The organism is Alienimonas californiensis, assembly GCF_007743815.1.
GTDB classification, from domain to species: domain Bacteria; phylum Planctomycetota; class Planctomycetia; order Planctomycetales; family Planctomycetaceae; genus Alienimonas; species Alienimonas californiensis.
The window spans coordinates 4,744,860-4,765,286 of the sequence record NZ_CP036265.1 but is presented as its reverse complement, the minus strand read 5'-3'; the positions used below and the strand labels follow the sequence as shown (position 1 = coordinate 4,765,286).

General features: G+C 70.7%; 16 protein-coding genes and 1 tRNA gene. 5 read left to right on the top strand and 12 right to left on the bottom strand.

Annotated elements, in window-relative coordinates:
• Position 1: 1 nt before the first annotated feature.
• The 6 genes from CA12_RS22885 to CA12_RS18855 form a co-directional block, all read right to left on the bottom strand.
• The gene (locus CA12_RS22885; protein ID WP_145360630.1) at positions 2-1,045 is read right to left on the bottom strand and encodes a COX15/CtaA family protein; all 1,044 of its coding nucleotides are present in this window, start codon (positions 1,043-1,045) and stop codon (positions 2-4) included.
• The gene (locus CA12_RS18875) at positions 1,042-2,877 is read right to left on the bottom strand and encodes a cytochrome c oxidase subunit I (protein ID WP_145360628.1); all 1,836 of its coding nucleotides are present in this window, start codon (positions 2,875-2,877) and stop codon (positions 1,042-1,044) included. The genes CA12_RS22885 and CA12_RS18875 overlap by 4 nt, the downstream gene beginning before the upstream one ends.
• Positions 2,877-3,704 carry a cytochrome c oxidase subunit II gene (locus tag CA12_RS18870; RefSeq protein WP_242688026.1) on the bottom strand — a complete coding sequence of 276 codons (828 nt, stop codon included), beginning with the start codon at positions 3,702-3,704 and terminating at the stop codon, positions 2,877-2,879. Before CA12_RS18870 ends, CA12_RS18875 begins: the two co-directional genes overlap by 1 nt.
• Positions 3,705-3,739: 35 nt before the next feature.
• A complete protein-coding gene (locus CA12_RS18865; protein WP_145360624.1) occupies positions 3,740-5,374 on the bottom strand; it encodes a c-type cytochrome in 1,635 nt (544 codons plus the stop codon).
• Between the two features lie 150 nt (positions 5,375-5,524).
• Positions 5,525-6,397 (bottom strand): hypothetical protein, encoded by an 873-nt coding sequence (locus tag CA12_RS18860; RefSeq protein ID WP_145360622.1) that lies wholly within the window; start codon positions 6,395-6,397, stop codon positions 5,525-5,527.
• Positions 6,398-6,466: 69 nt separating this feature from the next.
• A complete protein-coding gene (locus tag CA12_RS18855; protein WP_145360620.1) occupies positions 6,467-7,795 on the bottom strand; it encodes a hypothetical protein in 1,329 nt (442 codons plus the stop codon).
• Between the two features lie 116 nt (positions 7,796-7,911).
• Between CA12_RS18855 and CA12_RS18850 the strand changes: the two genes are divergently transcribed.
• Positions 7,912-9,588 (top strand): hypothetical protein, encoded by a 1,677-nt coding sequence (locus CA12_RS18850; protein ID WP_145360618.1) that lies wholly within the window; start codon positions 7,912-7,914, stop codon positions 9,586-9,588.
• 138 nt (positions 9,589-9,726) lie between these two features.
• On the opposite strand, the gene CA12_RS18845 is transcribed toward CA12_RS18850, so the two are convergent.
• The 6 genes from CA12_RS18845 to asnS form a co-directional block, all read right to left on the bottom strand.
• Positions 9,727-9,800: transfer RNA gene (locus CA12_RS18845), tRNA-Met, on the bottom strand.
• A gap of 107 nt (positions 9,801-9,907) precedes the next feature.
• Complete coding sequence (locus CA12_RS18840; protein ID WP_145360616.1) at positions 9,908-10,690, bottom strand: nucleotidyltransferase domain-containing protein; 783 nt, start codon at positions 10,688-10,690, stop codon at positions 9,908-9,910.
• Positions 10,687-11,376, bottom strand: a complete 690-nt coding sequence (locus tag CA12_RS18835) for a nucleotidyltransferase domain-containing protein (RefSeq protein ID WP_145360613.1) — start codon at positions 11,374-11,376, stop codon at positions 10,687-10,689. Before CA12_RS18835 ends, CA12_RS18840 begins: the two co-directional genes overlap by 4 nt.
• 48 nt (positions 11,377-11,424) lie before the next feature.
• On the bottom strand, positions 11,425-13,971 hold the full coding sequence (locus CA12_RS18830) for a polynucleotide kinase-phosphatase (protein WP_145360611.1): 2,547 nt from the start codon (positions 13,969-13,971) through the stop codon (positions 11,425-11,427).
• A 77-nt stretch (positions 13,972-14,048) separates the two neighbouring features.
• On the bottom strand, positions 14,049-15,476 hold the full coding sequence (locus tag CA12_RS18825; protein WP_145360609.1) for a 3' terminal RNA ribose 2'-O-methyltransferase Hen1: 1,428 nt from the start codon (positions 15,474-15,476) through the stop codon (positions 14,049-14,051).
• A 43-nt stretch (positions 15,477-15,519) separates the two neighbouring features.
• Positions 15,520-16,968 (bottom strand): asparagine--tRNA ligase, encoded by a 1,449-nt coding sequence (asnS, locus tag CA12_RS18820; protein ID WP_145360607.1) that lies wholly within the window; start codon positions 16,966-16,968, stop codon positions 15,520-15,522.
• 128 nt (positions 16,969-17,096) lie between these two features.
• On the opposite strand from asnS, the gene CA12_RS18815 reads away from it, so the two are divergent.
• The 4 genes from CA12_RS18815 (at position 17,097) to CA12_RS18800 (ending at position 20,423) form a co-directional block, all read left to right on the top strand.
• Positions 17,097-18,350 carry a hypothetical protein gene (locus tag CA12_RS18815; RefSeq protein ID WP_145360605.1) on the top strand — a complete coding sequence of 418 codons (1,254 nt, stop codon included), beginning with the start codon at positions 17,097-17,099 and terminating at the stop codon, positions 18,348-18,350.
• Between the two features lie 195 nt (positions 18,351-18,545).
• A complete protein-coding gene (locus CA12_RS18810) occupies positions 18,546-19,124 on the top strand; it encodes a peroxiredoxin (protein ID WP_145360603.1) in 579 nt (192 codons plus the stop codon).
• Positions 19,125-19,201: 77 nt separating this feature from the next.
• Complete coding sequence (locus CA12_RS18805; RefSeq protein ID WP_145360601.1) at positions 19,202-19,825, top strand: carboxymuconolactone decarboxylase family protein; 624 nt, start codon at positions 19,202-19,204, stop codon at positions 19,823-19,825.
• A gap of 13 nt (positions 19,826-19,838) precedes the next feature.
• Positions 19,839-20,423, top strand: a complete 585-nt coding sequence (locus CA12_RS18800; RefSeq protein ID WP_145360600.1) for an acetolactate synthase — start codon at positions 19,839-19,841, stop codon at positions 20,421-20,423.
• The last annotated feature ends 4 nt before the right edge of the window (positions 20,424-20,427 follow it).

Genomic DNA, 20,427 nt, shown 5'->3' with positions numbered 1-20,427 from the left:
TTCAAGAGGCAACCCCCGCGGCGGTCGGGAGACGATTGACGGACACGGACGAAGCGACGGAGCGAGCGGCGGGCGGCGGCGGAGTCTCGGACGAATCGACGCCGGTCGCCAGTCGCCGCGCTCGCAACCACTGACAAACCAGCGCCGAGAGCAGCAACATGGCGAACACCGTGTGCCCGCCCCGGGAAATGATCTGCAGCGGGCTGTGCTGCACGGCCACCGTGCCGACCGCGGCGACGCCGAACCGCGTCGCCCACGCCAGCATGCCCAACACGAGCTGCCCGCCCAAGACGCCCAGCACGGCCGCGGCGTTCCACCGCAGGAAGCGTTCGCCAGTGGCCAGCCCCGCCCCGCCGGCCGCGGCGGCGAGTAGCCCCACCAGCACGGCCCCGCCGAGGTGCTCGAACAGCGCCCCGCCGAAGTGCCGCACCATCCCGCCGAGGGCGTATTGCAGAACCAGCACGGCCAACGCCGCCCCAGTCAGCCATTGGACGGTCCGCACCGGCGGCGTCTCCCGCCCGCGTGGGCTGTTCGCCCAGGAGCGGCCGGTGACGAGCACGGCGACGAACATCGCCGCCACCACGCAGGCCCCGAAGTGCCCGTGCAGCATGGCGAGGGCCGTGCTGATCTCCGTCACCCGCAGACCCCCGGCGAGCCCCTGCACGATCACCATCCCCAGCACGGCGACGCCCAGCCCACGCACCCACCGCCGGGGTTCGAGGAACCAGAGCGAGGCGACCAACGCGATCGCCAACAGGCCCGTCGTCGCCCCCGCCAAACGGTGAACGTGTTCGAGCACCTTATCCGTGTGCCCGAGTTTAATGTCGTTAAAGAAGTTGTAGGCGAGCATGTTCTCGCCGCCGCTGGTCGGCCAGTCGAGAAACGCCATGCCGGCGCCCAGCGTCGTCACCGTCGCTCCGAGCCCGACGGTGCCAATTACCGTGCACAACACCAGCAGCCACGCGACCCGGTGCGGCCAGGGCGATTGCGGGGCGAGCGAGGGGGCGTCAGCCCCCCGTACGTTTGTGGGCGAAGCGGCGATCATGCCCCACGAACCGCATGCATTTCCGGCGGTTCATCCTGCGGCAGGTAGTCGCGGTCCGGCATGACGACCGGGCTGCTGTACTCGTACGGCCCGCGGTAGCAGACCGGCGGCAGATCGAAGTTCCCGTGCGGGGGCGGGCTGGGGGCGCTCCATTCGAGCCCGTTCGCCAGCCACGGATTGCGGCCGGCCTTCTTCCCGAACGCCCACGATCCGAAGAAGTTCGCGACCAGCAGCAATTGGGCGGCGCCCATCACGATCGCGCACCAGGTCATGAACTCGTTTAAAGCCAGCAGATTCTCGAACGGCGGATGCACATAGGGGTCGGCGTAGCGCCGCGGCATCCCGGCCATCCCGAGCATATGCATCGGGAAGAACACGCCGTGGAACGCGAGGAACGTGATTCCGAAGTGCAACTGCCCGAGCCCTTCGCTCATCGACCGGCCCGTCATCTTCGGGAACCAGTGATGGATCGCCGCGAACACCCCGAACAGCGTCGCCCCGAACAAAATATAGTGGAAGTGGGCGACGATGAAGTAGGTGTCGTGGAAGTACACGTCCACCGGCACCGCGGCCATGAAGATGCCGCTGAGCCCGCCGGTGATAAACATGCTCACGAAGGCGGCGCAGTTCAGCAGCACGGTATTAAACCGCACCTTCCCACCCCAGATCGTGCCGATCCAGTTGAACACCTTAATTCCGCTGGGCAACGCGATCAACACGGTGCTGACCATGAACGTCATGCCCAGCGCCGGGTTCATCCCCGAGGTGAACATGTGGTGGCCCCACACGACGAACCCGAGGCCCGCGATCGCCGTCATGCTGTAAATCATCGGCTTATAGCCGAACAGCGGCTTGCGGCAGTGGCAGGCCAGCATGTCGCTGACCATGCCCATCGCCGGCAGCAGCATGATGTACACCGCCGGGTGCGAGTAGAACCAGAACAGGTGTTGCCAGAGCAACGGCTGACCCCCGCCGATCGTCGCCGCGTCCTCGCCCGGCAGCAGTTGGCCTGTGGGGATGAAAAAGCAGGTGCCCAGTTCGCGGTCGGCGATCAGCATCAAGCTCGCCGCGGTCAGCACCGGCAGGGCGAACGCCTGCAGAATCGCGGTGATGAACATCCCCCAGATGCTCATCGGCATGCGGAACAGCGTCATGCCCGGCGCCCGCATGTTGATGATCGTGGTGAGGTAATTCACCGACCCCATCATCGAGCTCACGCCGACCAGCGTCAGCCCGTACAACCACCAGCTCTGAGCCGGCCCGGTGCCGGGGTTGGCGTCCGGCAAGGCACTGAGCAGCGGATACGCCGTCCACCCGCTCGACGGCCCGGCGGCGAAGTTCCCCGCCGCGTAATAGCTGTAGCCGAAGCAGAACACCGCCGGCCAGTAGATCCAGTAGCTCGCCATATTGAGCTTCGGGAACGCCATGTCCTCCGCCCCGATCTGGAGCGGGATCAAGAAGTTACCGAACGCCCCGGCCAGGATCGGGATGATCACCAGGAACACCATCACCGTGCCGTGCATGGTGAACAGCATGGTGTAGAACTCCGGCGTAATCCGTCCGCCGGTGGTGGGAAACAACGCGTTGCCGAGGATCGGCAGCGGTTCCCACGGGTAGGCCAGCTGCCAGCGGATCGCCAGCGCGAAGGCCCCGCCGACGAACAGCATCAACAGCGTCGTCAGCAGAAACTGCATCCCGATCACCTTGTGATCGGTACTGAACACGTACCGCCGCAGGAACCCGGGCCGTTTGTGGCCGGCGTGGGCGCCCGAGGCGCCGTGCGGGTCGCCGCCGGGGAAGGCGTCGGTGGCGGGGGGGGAGAGCGTCGCCATCAGTTCCGTTCCCCCGGCTCGGTCGAATCCGTATCTGGCAAAGCGGCGGTGACTTCGTCGTTTTCGACCGTCACGCCGTCGCTGCGGCGTTCGGCGGCGAAGGCGGCCATCGCGGCGGCGTGCTCCTCCGGCGGCGCCGCCTTCACGACGCCGCCCATTTTATAATGCCCCCAGCCGCACAGTTCCTGGCAGAGCAGCACGTACTCGCCCGGCACGTCCGCCTGGAACCAGACCGGGATGCGTTGCCCCGGCAGCGCGTCCTGCTTGATACGGAACTGCGGCAGGCTGAAGGAGTGCTGCACGTCCTCGCTGCGAAGCTGGATCAGCACCGGCTGCCCCGCGGGGATCAGCAGTTCGTTCACCGCGTACAGGTCGTCCGGCTGCGGCGTGTCCATCAGCGGCTTGCCGGGGGCCGGGTAGCGGATCCGCCACTCGTACATCCGGGCCGTCACCTCCGCGACCGGCGTGACGCCCTCCGGGTAGTAGCTTTCCACCCGAAACTTCGCCCACGCCCCCATCTGATAGAAGGCGATGAAGAACAGCGCCGCCGCGGGGATCAGCGTCCAGACCACCTCTAGCACGTGATTGCCGTGCAGGTAGCGGGCCCTGCTCCGCCCCGCGGCGCCGAACAGTGCCCAGGCGAGCCCGATCTGCGTCAGCACGAACACGACCCCGCAGATGACGAGGATCACGTAGAACAGGTGATCGATCTCCCGCCCCAGCGGGTTGACGCTCTCCAGCGAACCGGCGCCCGCCTCGTCGACGTAAGACTGCGGGAACCACCAGCCCAGCCCCGGCGACGCCGCCAATACGGCGACGGCGGCCACCGGCCAGAGTGCGAACAAGCCTACCCAAACCCACTTCACGATCGGTCGGCCTTCTTCTGCGAGGCGGTGGGCGGGACGACGGGCGACGGGAGAACGCGGGCGGGAGCGGCGGCGACTGCGGGTTCCTCGGCCGTCGGGTCAGCCGTCGGCTCCGGCTCCGCCCCGTCCAGCAGCGACGGATCGAGCGGCAGCGCGAGCAGGAAGTTCACCAGGTCCCAGATCTGCGCGTCCGACAGGTTATCGCCGAAGCCGGGCATGTTGGAACCGACGATGCCGGAGTGCACCCGCCGGTACAGATCGATCGGCCGCCGCCCGCCGCGGTAAATCCCGCGGGTCAGGTTCCGCGGCATCACCACCTCGCCCCAGACGTCGTGGATGCCGGGCTCGGCGTACGGCTGCCCGGTGGCGGCGTCGATCAGCACGCTGACCGTCTGCGGCCCGTTGCCCAGCCCCCGCGAGCCGTGGCAGCTCGCGCACTGGGTGCTCTTTTGCAGGTACAACCCCCGGCCCCGCTCCACGGACGCCGCCAACTCTGCGCCCGTCAGCACGGGCCGCGGTTCGCCCGGCGTGACGGGCGGCTCGGTCTCCGCCAGCGCCCAGGGCTCCGCGACGGGGGCGGTGATGAACGTCAATTGATCGGAGACGTTGTAGTCCCAGGCGTCGGTCAGTTCCTTGACGAGGTCCTCCCGCGTCAGCCCTTCTTCAGACGACAACCGCTCCTCGATCGCCTGCGCCCCGTAGAAGACGTCCGCCTCGTTCGCCAGCGCCCCGGCGTATTGGCCCTGCATCGACAGCCAGCGAACGTACTCCACCACCGCGGCCGTCTGGGCTGCGTTCAGCGCCGGGTGGAACGACGGCATATAGGTGCCGGGAATGCCCTCCCGCAGCACGCGGGTCAGGTCCTCCCGGCTGGGCACGCCGGAGCCGGTCGAGGTGAACTTGTAAACGCCGAGCCGATAGTCCCGCGGCAGCGGATGGAGGTACTTCGCGGTCGGCCCGTCCCCGCCCCCGGCCGAGCCGTGACAGTGCATGCAGTGCACCGTGTAGAGGTCTCGCCCCTGCTCCAGCAGTTCGGCGTCGCCGACGACGAGCGTCGCCGGCAGGGGCTCGCCGGTCGCTTCGTCAAACGCCGGCGGGAACGCCGCGGGATAGTTCTCGAAGGGGATCAGCGGGATCGTGACGGCGTCGCCCTCAACGGCCGTCACCGCGGCCTCGTGCGGCTTGCCCATCTCGCCGTTCCAGTGCAGCACGTCGCCGACGGCGATCGGCGGCAGGGCTTCCGTCCCGGCGACCGGGGCGAGGAGGAAGGTGGTGGTTTTCGCCTCCGGGTCCTCCGTCACCTCCGTCACCTCCGCCCGCTGGGAACTGAACTCCACCGGCAGCGAGGTGAACACCGCCGGGTCGGTCGGCGTGCCGAATCGCTTGAGCAGGGCTTCGTCAAAGCCCACGAGGTCCCGCTCCTCCCGCTCGCCGGTCTCGAAGTCCTCGACTTCAGCCCGGGTGCCGGTCCGCAGTTCTTCCAGCAGGCCAGCGTACTTCGGTGGCGGGACGAACGCCGGTTCCGGCGCCGGCTCGCAGCCGGTGATTCCTACGAGAACGAACCCGGCCAACCACCCGCCCAGCGACAGACGCACGGCGAGCGGGGCGGCGGCGGGGGGGCGGGAACGCATCAGGGCAGACCGGAGGTTCGAGTGCGGCCGACATGGTAATCCGTGGATGCGAGACGGAAACCCGGTCGCAGTGCCGCACCTGTCCCGCGTCGAACTCCGCCGGCGGAACCGCTACGACCGGCGAGTCGCCCCCGTCAGGCCCGAAATCCGTCAGGCCCGTGACTCAAACAGCCGCGCAAACCACCCCCCGCGGGGCCGCGGTGAGCGAACGACCGTCGCAGGAACTTCCTTCGCTCGGATCGCGGCGATCATCTCCCCGACGGACAGCGGCACCGGCGGCGGGCCACCCGGAGCCGTTTTGGCGACCGCTTTCTTCGCCGCGGGGGCGGCTTTCCCCCGAGCCCGGGCGACGATCTCCGCAGCGCTGGGGCGGCCGGTGGGTTTCACAGCCTGGGCGGGCGCCGCCTTCGCCGGGGTCGGCTTGGGGGCGGCGGTCGCTCCACCGCCGGGGCCGTCGGCGGCCCGGGCCGCGGCGAGGATCGCCGCCACCGACGGCCGGGCCTCCCCGCTCGTCTCGGTGGAAGAGGTCTTTTTCGCGGGTGCGACCGCCGGCTTGGCGACCTGATGCCCCACCGCCGCCAGCATCGCCGCGACGGACGGGGGCGAACTGGCGGCTCCCGCGGGCGCCGCATCCCCCCGCACCGCCGCCAGCATCGCGGCGATCGAGGGCGGAGCGTTCGACCCGGCCGGGCCCCGGACCGCCTCCAGCATCGCCGCGACCGACGCCGGCCGATTCCCGCCCCCCGCCCCGCGGACGGCCGCCAGCATGGCGCCCGTCGACGGCGGCGCCGGCCGCCCGTTCCCGGCGACGGCCGCGTTCCCCCGCACCGCCGCCAGCATCGCCGTGACCGATGCCGGCCGGGCGCCGTCCCCGGATATACCGGACGGTTCAGGCCGCGAGGCCGGTTCCGGTCGCTCCGCCACGGGCGGCGGCGCGGCGGGCGGCGCCGGAGCCGCCGGTTCGTCGGCGGGGCGATTCGCCCGGGCGGCGGCGAGGATGTCGGCGACGGACGGGCGGGACACGGGCGAGACGAACCGGCGACGAACGGACGAGCGGGGAACCCACGGCGCCCGCGACGGGCGGCGAACCGTTCAGTCTGCCCCAGCCCGCTCCCCGGACTCAACCCCGCCCCCCGCTTCCCCCCCCGGCGCCGGCTCCGCGGGCGGCGGTTCGTAGGCGATCGTGACGGTGCGGCCCTCCACCGCGGCCCCCGCCAGCGGCGGGACGCGGGCCAGCCACGCCGCCACGTCCGCCACCGGGCCGACCGTCACCCGCCACCCCGGCCCGTTGGCCCGTGGGGCGGCCCGGCTGACGGCCCGGGCGGGGTCGTCCGTCACGGATTCCAGTAGCGCCAGCAGATCGGCCGCCTGCCGGGCGGTGAGGGGACGGGTGAACTCGACCGTCACCCGCTGCGCGTCCGGCACCGGCGCCGGCGGGTCGGCGGCGGCGGCGAGCGCCGCGTCCGTCGCCTCCCGCAACGCCTGATCGAACGCCGCCTGCGTCTTTGCGGCGAGGGCCGCATCCAGATGCGGCCCCGCCGCCGCCAGCACCGCCGCGGCGCCGGTGCCCCCGGCGGAGTCCGCCTTCGCCGCCCAGATGGGCGCCGTCGCCTCCAGGATCGCCGGCGCCCACGCCCCCTCCGAGGCCACCACCGGGATTGACGCCTCTTCCCCCTCCGGATTGCGAAGGGTGACGACGTCCACGGTCTCCTGCCCCGGTTCGTCCGCGTTCGACTCGGGCGGTTTCAGGGGGACGTCCTCCGCCACGGTCCAACGCTCCAGGCCGCGTTGGAAGGTCGGGTCCTTCAGCAGTTCGGCGACGGTGCCGTCGATCAGTTCGGCGTCGGTGAGCGTCGCCGGATCGGCCGACGCCGCGGGGCCGGCGGCGATCGCCCGCAGCGCCGGCGCCACCCACCCCGGCAGACGGACCCCCGGCGTCGATCCCTGTTGCACGGCCTCCGTCGCGGCGAGAAAGGTTCCCTGCCGCTCGATCAGGTCCGCGAGCGTGCTCACCGCCTGCAGCGCCGCGGCCCGTTCCTGCGGTTCGGCCCGAACCAGCGCCCGGCGAAACGCCCCCACCGCCGCGACCGCCCCCGGGGGGAGCGACTGCCGCACCACGGACGCGTGCCCGGCCCGCAGGCCGCGGCGAATTGCCTCCCCGTAGCCGCTCGGTTCGCCGCCTCGTCTCCCGGCCGCCGGAGGCGGCGCTTTTGCCCGCGGGGGCGCCGGCTGTCCGGGCTCGGTCGCCGCCGCCGCCGCCGTAGCCGCAGGGGAGCCTTTGGCCGGGTCGATTGCCGTCGGGGCGGGGGCGGGGGCGGTTTCGGGAGCGGGGGCCGGGGCGGGATCGCTCCCTCCGCAGCCGATCGCCCCCCCGCCCAGCAGGACGAGGGCGAGGACGGCGAGCGGTGCGGGACGGATCATGGCGGGCGGCGCCGCGGCGGCCGTCGTCGCGGATTCGGGTGCGGAGGGATCGTCTTGTCGGGTTCGGCGGGCATGGTCTAGAACCGGCCGACCTCCCGCAACGCGAAGGCTGCCGCGTGCGCCACCACGCCCACAGTTCCCGACTTCCCACCCTATGCCCGCTGCTCGCGGCGGCGTCGATCGTTTGGGGCGCCGGATGCGCCGTATTGCCGGAGTCCATCACCTCCCGGACAATCGATCCGGCGACGGAAGCGCTCGTCCAGGCGGACTCCGCCGACGACCCGTCCGCCGCCGACGTCGAGCTGCCCGTCCCCCCGATCGCCCCTCCGGCGGAGCCGCTGCCGGGGGCGGTCGTCGCCGCGTCCGCCGTGTCGGCTTCCTCCGGGCGTTCCTCCTCCTCGGGCCTACGGTCGCCGGCGACGCAGGTGCTGATCGCGGAGGAACTGGCCCTGGCCCCGGTGCAGGAACGCAACGAACTCGCCGCGGAGTGGGCGAAGCTGGACGAGGCGATGGTCGAACAGGTGATTCGCATCCGCCGGATGGTTCGCCAGATGGACGCGAAGGCGCCGGCGCTGGCCGCCGCCTCGCCGGTCGTTCCCGCCGCGGCGGCGTACGCGACGCCCCCGGCCGAGCCGGCCCGCGTCATCGCCGCCGGACCCTATGAGATTTCCGCCGACACCCACACGCAGGCGTCCGTCACCGGCATGACCGGCGATGCCCAGGTGCGTCCCGTGGCGTACATCACGCCGGCGCCGCCCGCCGATCGGGTCGAATCCGTCCGCAACCGGGTCTCCTCTCTGTTCCCCGGTCTGCCGCCGTCGCCGGAGCCGGCGCCGGTCCCCGAACCGACGCCGCTGACGGCGCCCCCGCAGCCGGTCGGCCAGCCGACCCGCGTCGCCGAGGCCCTCCCCCCGCCGGCGGCCCTACTCGCCCCCGGTGCCGCCCCGTTGGACCTCAACTCCGCCAGCCCGCTGTACGATCCCGGCCCGAACGGGTTCGGGGCGCACGGCGCCGGCCCCGGCGTGGAAGACTTCGACGGTCGCCTGGAGGCGCTCGAACAGGCCGCCCGCCGCCGGGCCGACCTCGCCGCGGCCGCCGTCCGCTCCGCCGTCGGCACCGAGCAGAAGGCCACTGCGGAACGGGAACGGGCCGAGGCCGAAATTCACCTCCGCCTCCTCCACCTCATCGCCGGCAGTTCCGACCCGGACGCCTACGGTCGCGCTCTCGAAGCCATTCCCGGCCTGCCCCCCGCAGAGCAGGAGTTCTGGCAGCACACCTTCTGGGCGCTGTCGACGGAGATGGACACGAAATCCATTCCGAACGCCACCGACCGGGCGACGCACGCCGTCGCCGCCCTCCGCACCGCGGCGGTCAAGCTGTCGGAGAAGGCGAACCTCACGTTGAAGGACGTGAACTTCTGCCACCGCGTCGACAGCTTCGGCAACGTGCAGACGTTCGACCGGGACGAGTTCACCCCGAACGAGCCGGTGCTGATCTACGCCGCGGTCGAGAACTTCACCAGCGAACGCACTCTCGAGGGCCGCTACCGCACGGTGCTGCGGAGCAAGGTCGAGATCTTCCGGGCCGGCGGCTCCGAGCTGGTCGACACCCTGCCGCTGGACAAGCCGGTGACCGTCGACCTCTGCGACAACCACCGTCAGGACTACTTCCTGATCTACGAACTGAAGATCCCCGCCCGCATCGGCCTCGGTCCGCACGTCCTGAAGCTGACCGTCGAGGACACCTTGGGCAACGCCCACGCCGAGACGGAACTGAACTTTACGGTGAAGTGAGTCAAGGCGAGCGAGGGGGCGTCAGCCCCCCGTGGGGCGTGAGACGATGTGCAAGGCACGGGGGGCTGACGCCCCCTCGCTCGCCTCAGTACATGAAAAAACGCCCCCGGAGCGAACTCCGGGGGCGTTTCTGATTGATGGCGGGGACAGGATTCGAACCTGCGACCTCGAGGTTATGAGCCTCGCGAGCTACCTGGCTGCTCCACCCCGCGTCATTGGGTGCCGCAGTGAGTTCCGGGGGGAACTTGCTGCGGGTCACCATCCTACCTCACGGACGCGAGTCAGCAACCGAGGTTCGCGCGAAAATCGGCGAACCGTCTCAAATCGCCCCGGTCCGCAGGCGCCGGAGCAGATCGTCCAGCCCCGCGGCGGCTGTCGGTTCCTCCGGCAGGGTCGAGCGGTCCTGGGCGACTTCGAGTTCGTCCCGCAGGCGGTCGAACGCCGTCACGTGCTCCGCCGCCTCCGCGGCCGACAGCGGTTCCTGTTCCGCCCCGGCCCGCTTTCGCTCGATCAACTCCGCCACCCCGGCCTGCTGACGGGTGGCCAGTAGCGTGGGCAGGTTCGCCTCGACCTCGCCGGTTTCCATCAGATGGATCCCTGTGAGCAGCACACGGTACAGGTACAGCGCCGGCTTGAGCCGCGGCGGGTCGTGCTTGGCGAGCAGTTCCCGCTGGGTGCGGGCGAAACCGAGGTAGTGCCGGGCGTGGCCGCGGGTGACGCACCCGGCGGCCAGTTCCCGCAGTTCGTCCAGCGCCGGCCCGCCCTGCACGATCAGCGGCGAGAGGACCTGTTCCAGCACGTACCCGTTCGGCCGCAGCATCAGGGCGAAGAACTTGGCGGCGTCGTGTGTGACGAGGTCGATCTCCAGCCCGCCCACGACCCGGGTCGTGTCGATCGTGTCCCGCGGTTTGCCGCGACGGCGGGGGACGCGTTCGCCGGGCGGGAGGAGGTGGACGCCGCGGAGGTCCACGTCGCTGTCGGCCGACGGGAAGCCGTACAGGTGCGCCCCGCTGACTGTCGCGAACGCCAGCGGGTACGGGTGTTCCGCGACCGCGGCTCGCACCGCGGGGAGCGCCGTGGGGTCGTGGGGGTAAGGCGTCACGGCAGGGCGTCCGAGTCGGCGGCGCGGCGGCGGGCGTGAATGAGGAAAGCGTCGACCGCGGCGGCGTCCGGCTCGTCCGGCAACGGGCTGTTCCGGAGGGCCCGATCGAGGCCGGACCGCCACTCCGCCGCAAGGTCGTCCACCTCCTCCAATGATTTCTCCCCTCGCCGCACGCTCAGCAGCACGTCGCGATGGGGGCCGACAGAGACCGGGAACCCATCGCCGGCCAACGCCTTCGCACCCGTCGCCAGCAGTCGCAGGCAGTGGGCGGCGTGCTTCCAGTTCAGCGGCCGGTGCGCGTCCGCTCGGCGTTGCAGCTTGGCGAACTGCTGATCGGCGTATCCCCCGCAGGTGCCGTGCAGCCGTTTCGAGAGGAACGCCGTCCGTAGCCCGAGCAGTTCCCGCCCCAGCGGCGTGGCGTACTCCACCAACGGCGTGAACAGGACCTCCAACACGGTCGGGTTTCCCTTCAGCGCCAGCCGCAGGAAGCGGGCCAGTTCCCAGGCCATCTCCTCCTGGTCGTCGTCCCGAAGCACATCCGGCACGCCCTCCAGCGACCAGTGGGCCGCCGCGGGGGGCAGGAAGACGCCGCGGCGGTCCGTGTCGCTGCCCTCGTCGTCCAGTCCGTAGGCCCGAGAGCCGATGACGACCCGCAGGATCTGACGATCGAACAGCGGGGAACGCATGGGGCCGGGGCGGGAGGACGGAACGCGGCGGGGCGGAACGGCGAGAGCCTACAGCCGCGGGTCGACCGGCTCGCTTTCCAGCGCCAGCACGGCGAAGACCGGCGGATGGACCCGGCGGAGCGGCTCACGGTTCACGAACCGCGTCAGCGACTCCACGCCGAGGGCGAACTCTCGCAGGGCCAGCCCCCGCTTGCGGCCCAGCGAGCGGTCCCGCAGGCGCTTCAGGTTCGCCGGATCAAGGTAGTGCGGTCCGTAGATCAGCCGCAGGTACTCCCGGCCCCGCACCTTCACGCCGGGTTGCAGGAGTTTACGGCCCTCCCGGACGGTGAAGTCCGCCGGTTTGACCACCATCCCCTCCCCGCCCGCGGCGGTTCGTTCTTCCCACCAGGCCGTCGCCGCCTCGACCGCGGCCGGGTCCGACGGGTCGAGAAACCGCCGGTCCGTGCGGAGGAACAGCCCGGCGTCCGCCTCGCACAGCCGGTCCAGCCGTTCGAGGTGCCAGCGGTGCGGTCGCGTGTGGTTCACGCTGCGTTCATGGGCGAGCAGGTGGAACGGGGCGAGCCGCACGCCGTCCAGCCCGTTCGCCTCCGCGACGTACTGCCGAAGGGCGTCCCGGTAGCGGAGCAGGTCGTCGTGCCGTCCGCGGAGCCGGGCCGCGTCGTCGGCGAGGTCGACTCCGCGGGCCGTCGCCCTTTCGAGCGCCTCCGCGGCGGCGTCGGTCGCGGCCAGCCCGGCCGCGGCCGTCGGGGCGAAGGCGCCGCGGATCAGGGCGTCCGCCTTCAGGTTCCACGGCAGCAACTCCGCGTCGAGGCAGAGCCAGCCAGACGCCAGTTCCTCCCACAGTCCCGCCGCCGTCGCCGCGTCCCGCACCCGGGCCAAGAAGGCCTCGTGCACCGCCGGATCGTTGAAGAACCGTCGGCCGGTGCGGGTCCAGCACTCGCCGAGGGAGCCGTCCGTCACGCCAAAGCGTTCCGCGGCGGTCGCCGCGTCGCGGCAGACGACCAGCATGGCCCGGCTGCCCATGTGCTTCTCCTCGCACACGACCTCTTTCACCCCGGCGGCGGCATAGTCGGCGAACGCCTCGGCGGGGTGTTCGAGGAATCCCTCACGCCTCGCGGTCCCGCAGGGGCTCATCGTCGGCGGGAGGTGCACCAGCCACCGCGGGTCGACGCCGTGGCGGGCCATCGTCTCCAACGCCGCGGCGGACTGCTCCGCCCGGACGGTGATGCGGCCCATCAGCCCCGTCTCGTGTCCGCTTTTGCCCAGCAGGTCGGCGGCGTCCGGCAGGGAGCCGCCGGCGGGGTCGTCGGGAAACGGCGAGGGCAGCGGCGACGACCGTTCGGAGTGCGTGCGGTGCGCCGGGACGCTGACGATCTCCCGCTCCGGCCACCGCAGGGCGGATAGTCGGCCGCCGAACACGCAGCCGGTGTCGAGGTTCAGCACGTTGTTCCGCCACACCGCCGCGTTGACGGCGACGTGCCCGTGCACCACCGCCGCGGCCCCGGCGTAGTCTGCGGCCCAGTCGAGGCGCGCGGGGAACCCCTCCTCCGTCAGCCGCCCGGTCGTCTGGCCGTAGAGGCAGAACTCGCGCGCCGCCCCGCCGGCCCGGCCGTGCATGACCTCGGGCAACCCGGCATGCGCCGCGACTAGCCTTCCCCCGTCCAGCACGAGGTGCGACGGCAGATCGTCGATGAAGCGAACCGTTGACTCCCCCAGGGACTCCCGCTCGGAGTCCGGCAGGGAGTCAAATTGAGTCAATGTCTCTTCCAGGCCGTGCGTTCGATGCACGTTCCTGCCGCGCAGTGCCCGGAGCAGTCTCACGTCGTGGTTGCCCGGCACGGCGTAGGCGTGGCCGGCACCGCACATCGCCATCGCCGTGCGAAACACGCCGGCGCTGTCCGGCCCGCGGTCGCAGAGGTCGCCGAGGAACACCGCCTTCCGCCGCGCCGGGTGGGCGAACCCGGCGTCGCCGGCCGGCTGATAGCCAAGAGCATCGAGCAGTTCGATCAGTTCCTCCCTGCAGCCGTGCACGTCTCCGATCAGGTCGAACGGCCCGCGGTCGTCTGCGTGCCGGCGGCAGTCCAGCGGCACGCGCTCCACAGTCGCGGCGTCGATCTGCTCCGGCTCCCGCAGGACCCAGGTGCGGCGAAAGCCTTCCTTCCGCAGATGCTTGAGGCTGCGTTCGACAGTGCGGCTCTGGTCGCGGATCACCCGCGCGGCGAACTCCCGGTCCTGTCGGTCGGCGTGCCGCTGAAGGCAGACCTCCACCGGCGGGGCCAGCGCGATCGCCACGGGAACCGCGTGATGTTCGCGGGCCAAGACGATCGCCTTTTCGCGGTCCGCCCGGCGGGCGTGGGTGGCGTCGATCACCGTCAGCCGGCCGCGTCCCAGGCGAACGCCGGCGAGGTGGAACAGGGCGGCGAAGGCGTCGGCGGTCGCGGACTGATCCGCCTCGTCATCCGCCACCCAGCCGCGGAAGGCGTCGCTGCTCAACACCTCCGTCGGGCGGAAATGGCGCTGGGCGAACGTCGATTTCCCCGCCCCGCTGGCCCCCACCAGGCAGACGAGCGACAGGTCGGGCAGTTCGATGTTCATGCAACCAAGGGCGAACGTGGGGCGTCAGCCCCATGAGGGGGTGAGTTTGGAGGGGGAGTTGAACAGGCTCAGGGTGCTCACGCCCCCCGCTCGCCCTGGCGGGTGAAGATCGCCAGCTGCGACGGCGGGCCGAGCTCCGGATGGTCCTCGCCAAGGGGACGTCGCTCCACGGCGTAGCGGTAGCGGGCGGCGACGGCGTCCGTCCAGGCGGCGAACTCCGCCCGGGTCCATTCGAACCGGTGGTCGCCGTGTCGGAAGGCGCCCGCGGGCAGGGTTTCCCAAGCGGCGTTGTACTCCCGATTCGGCGTGGTGAGCACGACCGTGCCGGGGGCGGCGCAGCCGAACACGCTCGCGGCGACGGCGTCCAGCCGGTGCGGGTCGAGGTGTTCGATCACCTCGCACAGCACGGCGGCGTCGAACCCGCTCAGCCGGTCGTCCCGCAGGGTGAGGGAACCCTGTATGAGGGCGACGCGATCCCGCAACCCGCTGCGGTCCAGGTGCAGGCGGTCCGCGGTGCGGGCCAGTAGCGGGGCGGAGACATCCATCCCGATCAGCCGGTCGAAACGCGGTTCGTCGATCAACCGGCGGAGCAGTTTTCCTTCTCCGCAGCCGAGGTCGGCGACGGAGGCGATCCCGCGGGCCGATTCGGTCAGCACGCCGACAATGGCGTCGAGGCGTTGTTCGTGAAGCCGGGGTCCCCTTGGGCTGTCGGCGGCGGGTGGGGCCGCGGGCGCCTCTGCGGCTGTCGGAGCCGCGGACTCGGCGAGTTCGTCCAGCTGTTCGAGAGCGTCGGCGACCAGAGAACCGCGTCGCTTCAGGCTGAAGGCGACGAGCCGGTCGCGGTGCGGGTGCGTCGCCAGCCACTCCCCGCCGCGGCGAAGCAGCTTTTCGACTTCCGCGTCGCCGACGTAGTGGTGCCGGTCGCCCTCCAACGCCGGGAGCAGCACGGCGAGGTGGTTGAGGACCGCGGGAATCGGTTGGGCGCCGGTCAGCGTGACGCGGCAGACGGCCGCGTCGCCCCACGTCGGCCGCTCCGGGTCCAGCGGGAGGGCGGCGACGTCGCAGTCGTAGCCCAGCGGTTCCCAGGCAGCTCGCACCGCCTCCGGTCCGCCGCGGCAGGCCAGCGCGGGGAGCGTGATCGTCAGCGGCCAGTCCTCGGTCAGTCGTTCGACCCGGTCCTTCGCCCGCCCGCCGAGGGCCGAGTTGAAGCACCGCCCGATCGCCACCGACAGCAGGCTCCCGGCGAGGTACGGCTTGGCGTCGGCGTAGCCGCCGCTGTTCGGGCCGCCGCCGGACCCGCCGTGTTTCATCGCCTCCCGGGCCAGTTTGACCGGGTCCGGTTCGAGCAGCAGGCAGACCTCGCAACGCTCGTCCGTCGCCTCCGGGTAGAAGACGGTCGCGACGCCGACGGACAGCTCCCGCCGAAACGTCCGCTCCGGGTGCTTCTGAAGTAGAAAGCCGAGATCCGCGGCCCGCGGGGCGGTGGTTGCGAGGGAGAGGAACACGGGGCGGCGGACACCGTCGGCGGCGGGGGCGTTCGGCCGGGGGTCAGAACTCCGCGTGACCGGGGGTGCGGGGGAACGGGATCACGTCGCGGACGTTCTGCATCCCGGTGGCGAGCTGCACGAGGCGTTCCAGTCCTAGCCCGAACCCGGCGTGCGGCACGCTGCCGTAGGTTCGCAGTTCGACGTACCACCACAGGCTCGCCGGGTCGATCCCCTGCCCTTTCATGCGGCTGACCAGCACGTCCTCCCGCTCTTCCCGCTGGCTGCCGCCGACGATCTCGCCCACCCGCGGAGCCAGCACGTCCATCGCCCGCACGGTCTCGCGGCCCTGCTCGTCCGGCTCGTTCATCCGCATATAGAACGGCTTGATGCTGGCCGGGTAGTCGTGCACGATCACCGGGCGTTTGAAGTGCGTTTCGGTGAGGAAGCGTTCGTGCTCGGTTTGCAGGTCGTGGCCCCACTCGGCCGGGTACTCGAAGGACTGGCCGCTGTTTTGCAGCAGGTCGATCGCCTCCGTGTACGGCAGGCGGACGAACTCCTGATTGGCGACGGCGTCCAGCGTTTCCGGCAGCGTTTTGTCGATGCGCTGGGCGAAAAACTCCAGATCTTCGGCGCAATCCTCGCGGACGGCGGCGAGCGTCGCTTTGACGAATGCCTCCGCCAGGTCCATGTCGCCTTCGAGATCGCAGAAGGGGACCTCCGGTTCGATCATCCAAAACTCCGCGAGGTGCCGCGGGGTGTTGCTGTTCTCGGCCCGGAAGGTGGGGCCGAAGGTGTAGGTCGGGCCGAGGCTGGTGGCGTAGACCTCCCCCTCCAACTGCCCGCTGACCGTCAGACCCGCGTGCTTGCCGAAGAAATCGCGGGAGAAGTCGCCGGCCGCGGCCGCTTCCGCCAACTTCGCGGCGTTCAGGGCCGTGACGGTGAACACCTCCCCGGCGCCCTCGCAGTCGTTGGTGGTGATGATCGGCGTGTGGGCGTAGAGAAAGCCGCGTTCTTGAAAGAACTCATGCGCCGCGTGACTCAGCCGGTTCCGCACCCGGGCGACGGCGCCGAAGGTGTTGGACCGCGGCCGGAGGTGGGCGATCTCCCGCAGGTATTCGAAGCTGTGCCGCTTCTTTTGCAGGGGATAGCGGTCCGGGTCGGCTCCCCCGGGGACGGCGAAGTCGTCGACCCGCAGTTCGATCCTCTGGTTCTTGCCCTGCGACTCCACGATCTCCCCGCGGGCCACGAGGCTGGCGCCGGTGGTGATCGGGGCGGCCCGCGATTCAAACTCCTTTAGCTCGTGCGGCAGGACGAGTTGCAGGTTCGACAGGCAGCTACCGTCGTTCAGTTCGACGAAGGACAGCCCGGCCTTGCTGTCCCGGCGGGTGCGGACCCAGCCGCGGACGGTCACGGTTTCCCCCGGCTGGGCGTCCGCCAGCAGGGCGGCGACGGTCGGCCCCGGCGAGAGCGGGCTGACAGTGACGGAAAGCTCGGCGGCGGGTGCGGACATGGTGCGCCTGAGGGGACCTGACGGTGCGGACGGGGCGGCGAGTGTAGCGGGCGGTTGGTTGTCGGCCCGCGCAGCCCGCACTAGAACGGAGCGATCCGTTCGTTTCCGCTCGCATTCCGCGTCCGCCGATGTCACGCCCGTCGCTTGCCGCCCTGACCCTCGCCCTGCTGTGGGGGTTCGCTCCCGCGCTCCCGGCGTTCGGCCAGGACGAACCCGCCGCCGAGCCCACCGAGAACACGCCCGCCGGCAGCCCCGCGGCCGACGCCCCGCAGAAGGAAGTCACCCCAGACGAGAAGACCGACGACGAACAGCCCCCCGCCGACCCGAAGCCGGAGGATCCCAAGGGAACGGCTGACGCGACGGACGCGGAGAAGCCGGCCGACAAACCCGCCGCCGACAAGCAGGCTGAGCCGACGCCGGAACTGCTGGTGGAGAACCTGGAAACGCCCGTCGGTCTGGCGATCGCCCCGCAAAGCGGCGACGTGATGATCGCCACCCGCTGGGGCGTGTACCGCTACGTCCCGCACCCGGACCCGTCACGGCACGCGATCTTCATCGAGGTCGAGGGTTACGACGTGCCGGACACGATCGGCGAGGACGGCCAGTACGAGATCGGCCCGCTGTCGGTGGCATTCGCCGGCGACAGCGAACTGGTCGTGGGCGGCGGCAGCGCCCCGGAGGGGGAGGAAGTCATTCAAACCTTCCAGATCGCCCTCGAACCCCGCGGCGACGATCCGCAGATTCAGGACACCGACGCCAAGCAGTCCGCCGGCCCGGTCGGCCCCTCCGACGTCGGCGGCGAGGGCGCCGGGAACTTTACCGGCGTGCTGGTCGGCGAGAACGCGGTCTACGTGGCGACCTCCAGCACCACGCCGAAGGGTTGGATTCTGAAGGCTTCACTGGAGGACGGAAAACTGGGCCCCCTAGAGCCGTTCGTCGCTGCCGCGGACGTCGCCAAGCTCGGCGGCCCCGGCCCGATGGCCTGGGACGCCGAGGGGAACCTCGTCGTCGGCCTGTGGGGCGGGTCCATGCCCGGTGACGACGCCCTCGCCGTCTTCAGCCCCGCCGGCGACCTGGTGGCGAAGTACGAGGGGGAGATCGGCGAGTTTGGCGGGATGGCTTACAGTCCCAAAACGAAGGCCCTGTACGTCACCGATATGGGCCTCTCCACCGACCGCGGCGGGCTCTATAAGGTCACGCTGGCCGACGGCAAAATGACCGCGGAGAAGGTGCTGGCCCTCGACAAACCGGCCGGCCTCGCCTTCGCCCCGGACGGCAAGCTGTACGTCACGACGCTCGGCACCCCGGTCGAGGGGAAGACGACGCCGGACGGCGGCGAGTTCAGCGCCGGCGCCCTGCACCTGATCGACGCCGGCCTCTGATCGAGGTTCGTCTGGGCGATCCGCCGTCAGATCCGGCAGCGTCCCGTGTCCCGGATCTTTCAGGGGGCCGGGACGCTTCGCGTCCGGCGTCGAGAAGACTGAGGCCGTGGAAGTCCTAGGGGTTCAGTCCTACGATGCGCCGCCCCGGGCTCATCCGCCCGCCATCCGTCCTTTGCATACCCTTCCAGGCTCAAGATGCCCGCTGTCGCTGAACAGACTGACGCCCCCGCCTTCGTCCGCGTGGGCAAGCCCGCCCCCGAATTCGAAGTGACCGCCTACGATCGCCGTAAGGACGGCGACGAGGAGGCCCAGTTCCCCACGATCAAGCTGTCCGACTACCGCGGGAAGTGGGTCTGCCTGTTCTTCTACCCGCGGGACTTCACCTTCGTCTGCCCGACGGAGATCGTCAGCTTCAATACGGCCCTCGACGAGTTCGAGGACCGGGAGTGCGAAGTCCTCACCGGTTCCACCGACAGCGAGTTCACCCACAAGGGCTGGTGCGACTCGCACGAGGACCTCGGCAAGCTGAAGTTCCCGATGCTGGCGGACACCAGCCAGAAGGTTGCCCGCGCCTACGGCGTGCTGGACGAGGACGCCGGCCTGGCGAACCGCGGCATCTACCTGATCGATCCCAACGGGATCGTGCGTTGGATGGCGGTGCACGACCTGTCCGTCGGCCGGAACGTCGAGGAGGTGCTGCGGGTCCTGGACGCGTTGCAGACCGACAAGCTGTGCCCCTGCAACTGGAAGGCCGGCGAGGGCACGCTGAACTAGCGCGCCCCGCTCCGCGAGAGCCGCTCCCCCGCATTGGGAGCGGCTCCTTTTCGTTTTCCGCCCCGCCCCCTCGAATCATGCCGATCCCCGCCCTGCCGGAGAGCGAGGCCGCCGACAAGGCCGCCCAGACCTACGACCGCCTCAAGGAGATGTTCGGTACTGAGACGGTGCCGGCGCCCTTCCTCACGCTCGGCCGCGCCCCGGCCCTGCTCGGCGACTTTTATATGAACTTCAAAAAGTTCGTGTGGAAGGCGGGCAAGCTGGACCGCCGGACGAAGCTGCTGATCGCCCTCTCGGTCGCCTTGAAAGAGGCCAGCAGCGTCTGGACGGAGTTCTATACGGGCCTCGCCAGGGAGGAGGGAGTCACGGAGGAGGAGATCACGGACGTCGCCGCGCTCGTGGCGACGAACGCGACCTATAACACCTTCTTTAAGTTTCGCACCCTCTCCGGCACGGACCTGTTCGACGGCCTGCCGGTCGGCCTGCGGGCGCACGCCTTCCAGGCGACGGCGTTCGATGAGAAGACGGTCGAATTGATCAACACGGCGATCTCCGACCTCAACGCCTGCGAGCCCTGCGTCGCCGGTCACGTGAAGAAGGCCCGGGCCCTCGGCCTGGAGCCGGAGGCGATTCTCGAGGCGATTCAGGCCACGGCGGTCGTGTATAGCGGCGTCCAGTTCACCAAGTCCGCCAACGCCTGAGGCCACCGAGTCGATGAGTCTCGAACGCGACGATGAAGCCCCGTCCGGCGGCGGCTCCAAGACGACCGCCCCCCCGCCCCCGGGCGACGGCGACGCCGACTCTTCCGGCGGTGGCGTCGGCACGATCGCCCCGCCCCGCACGGCCCGCGGCCGAGACTGGGCTGCGCTGCGGCAGTTCAGCGTGTTTCTGGAGAACCGCGTCGGCAAGCTCGCCGACCTCACCCGCACCCTTGAGGAGGCCGGGCTGCGGATCGTCGGGCTCTCCATCCAGGACGCCGCCGACTCCGCCGTCGCCCGACTGATCGTCGACGACTACGAGCGGGCCCATGAACTGTTCGAGCTCTCCGGGTTCTGCACGTTCGAATCGGACGTCGTCGTCGTCGAACTACCGAACGTCGACAGCCCGATCACCGACGCCTGCCGCACGCTACTGCGGGCGGAACTCGACGTGCATTACGCCTATACCATCGCCCTGCCGGACACCCCGCGGGGCGGGCTGGCGATCTACGTGGACGACGTCGATCTGGCCCTGGCGGTGCTCGGCAACAGTCGGCTGACGGTCGTGACCGAGGGCGATCTCAAGTCGCGGTTCGACTGATCGC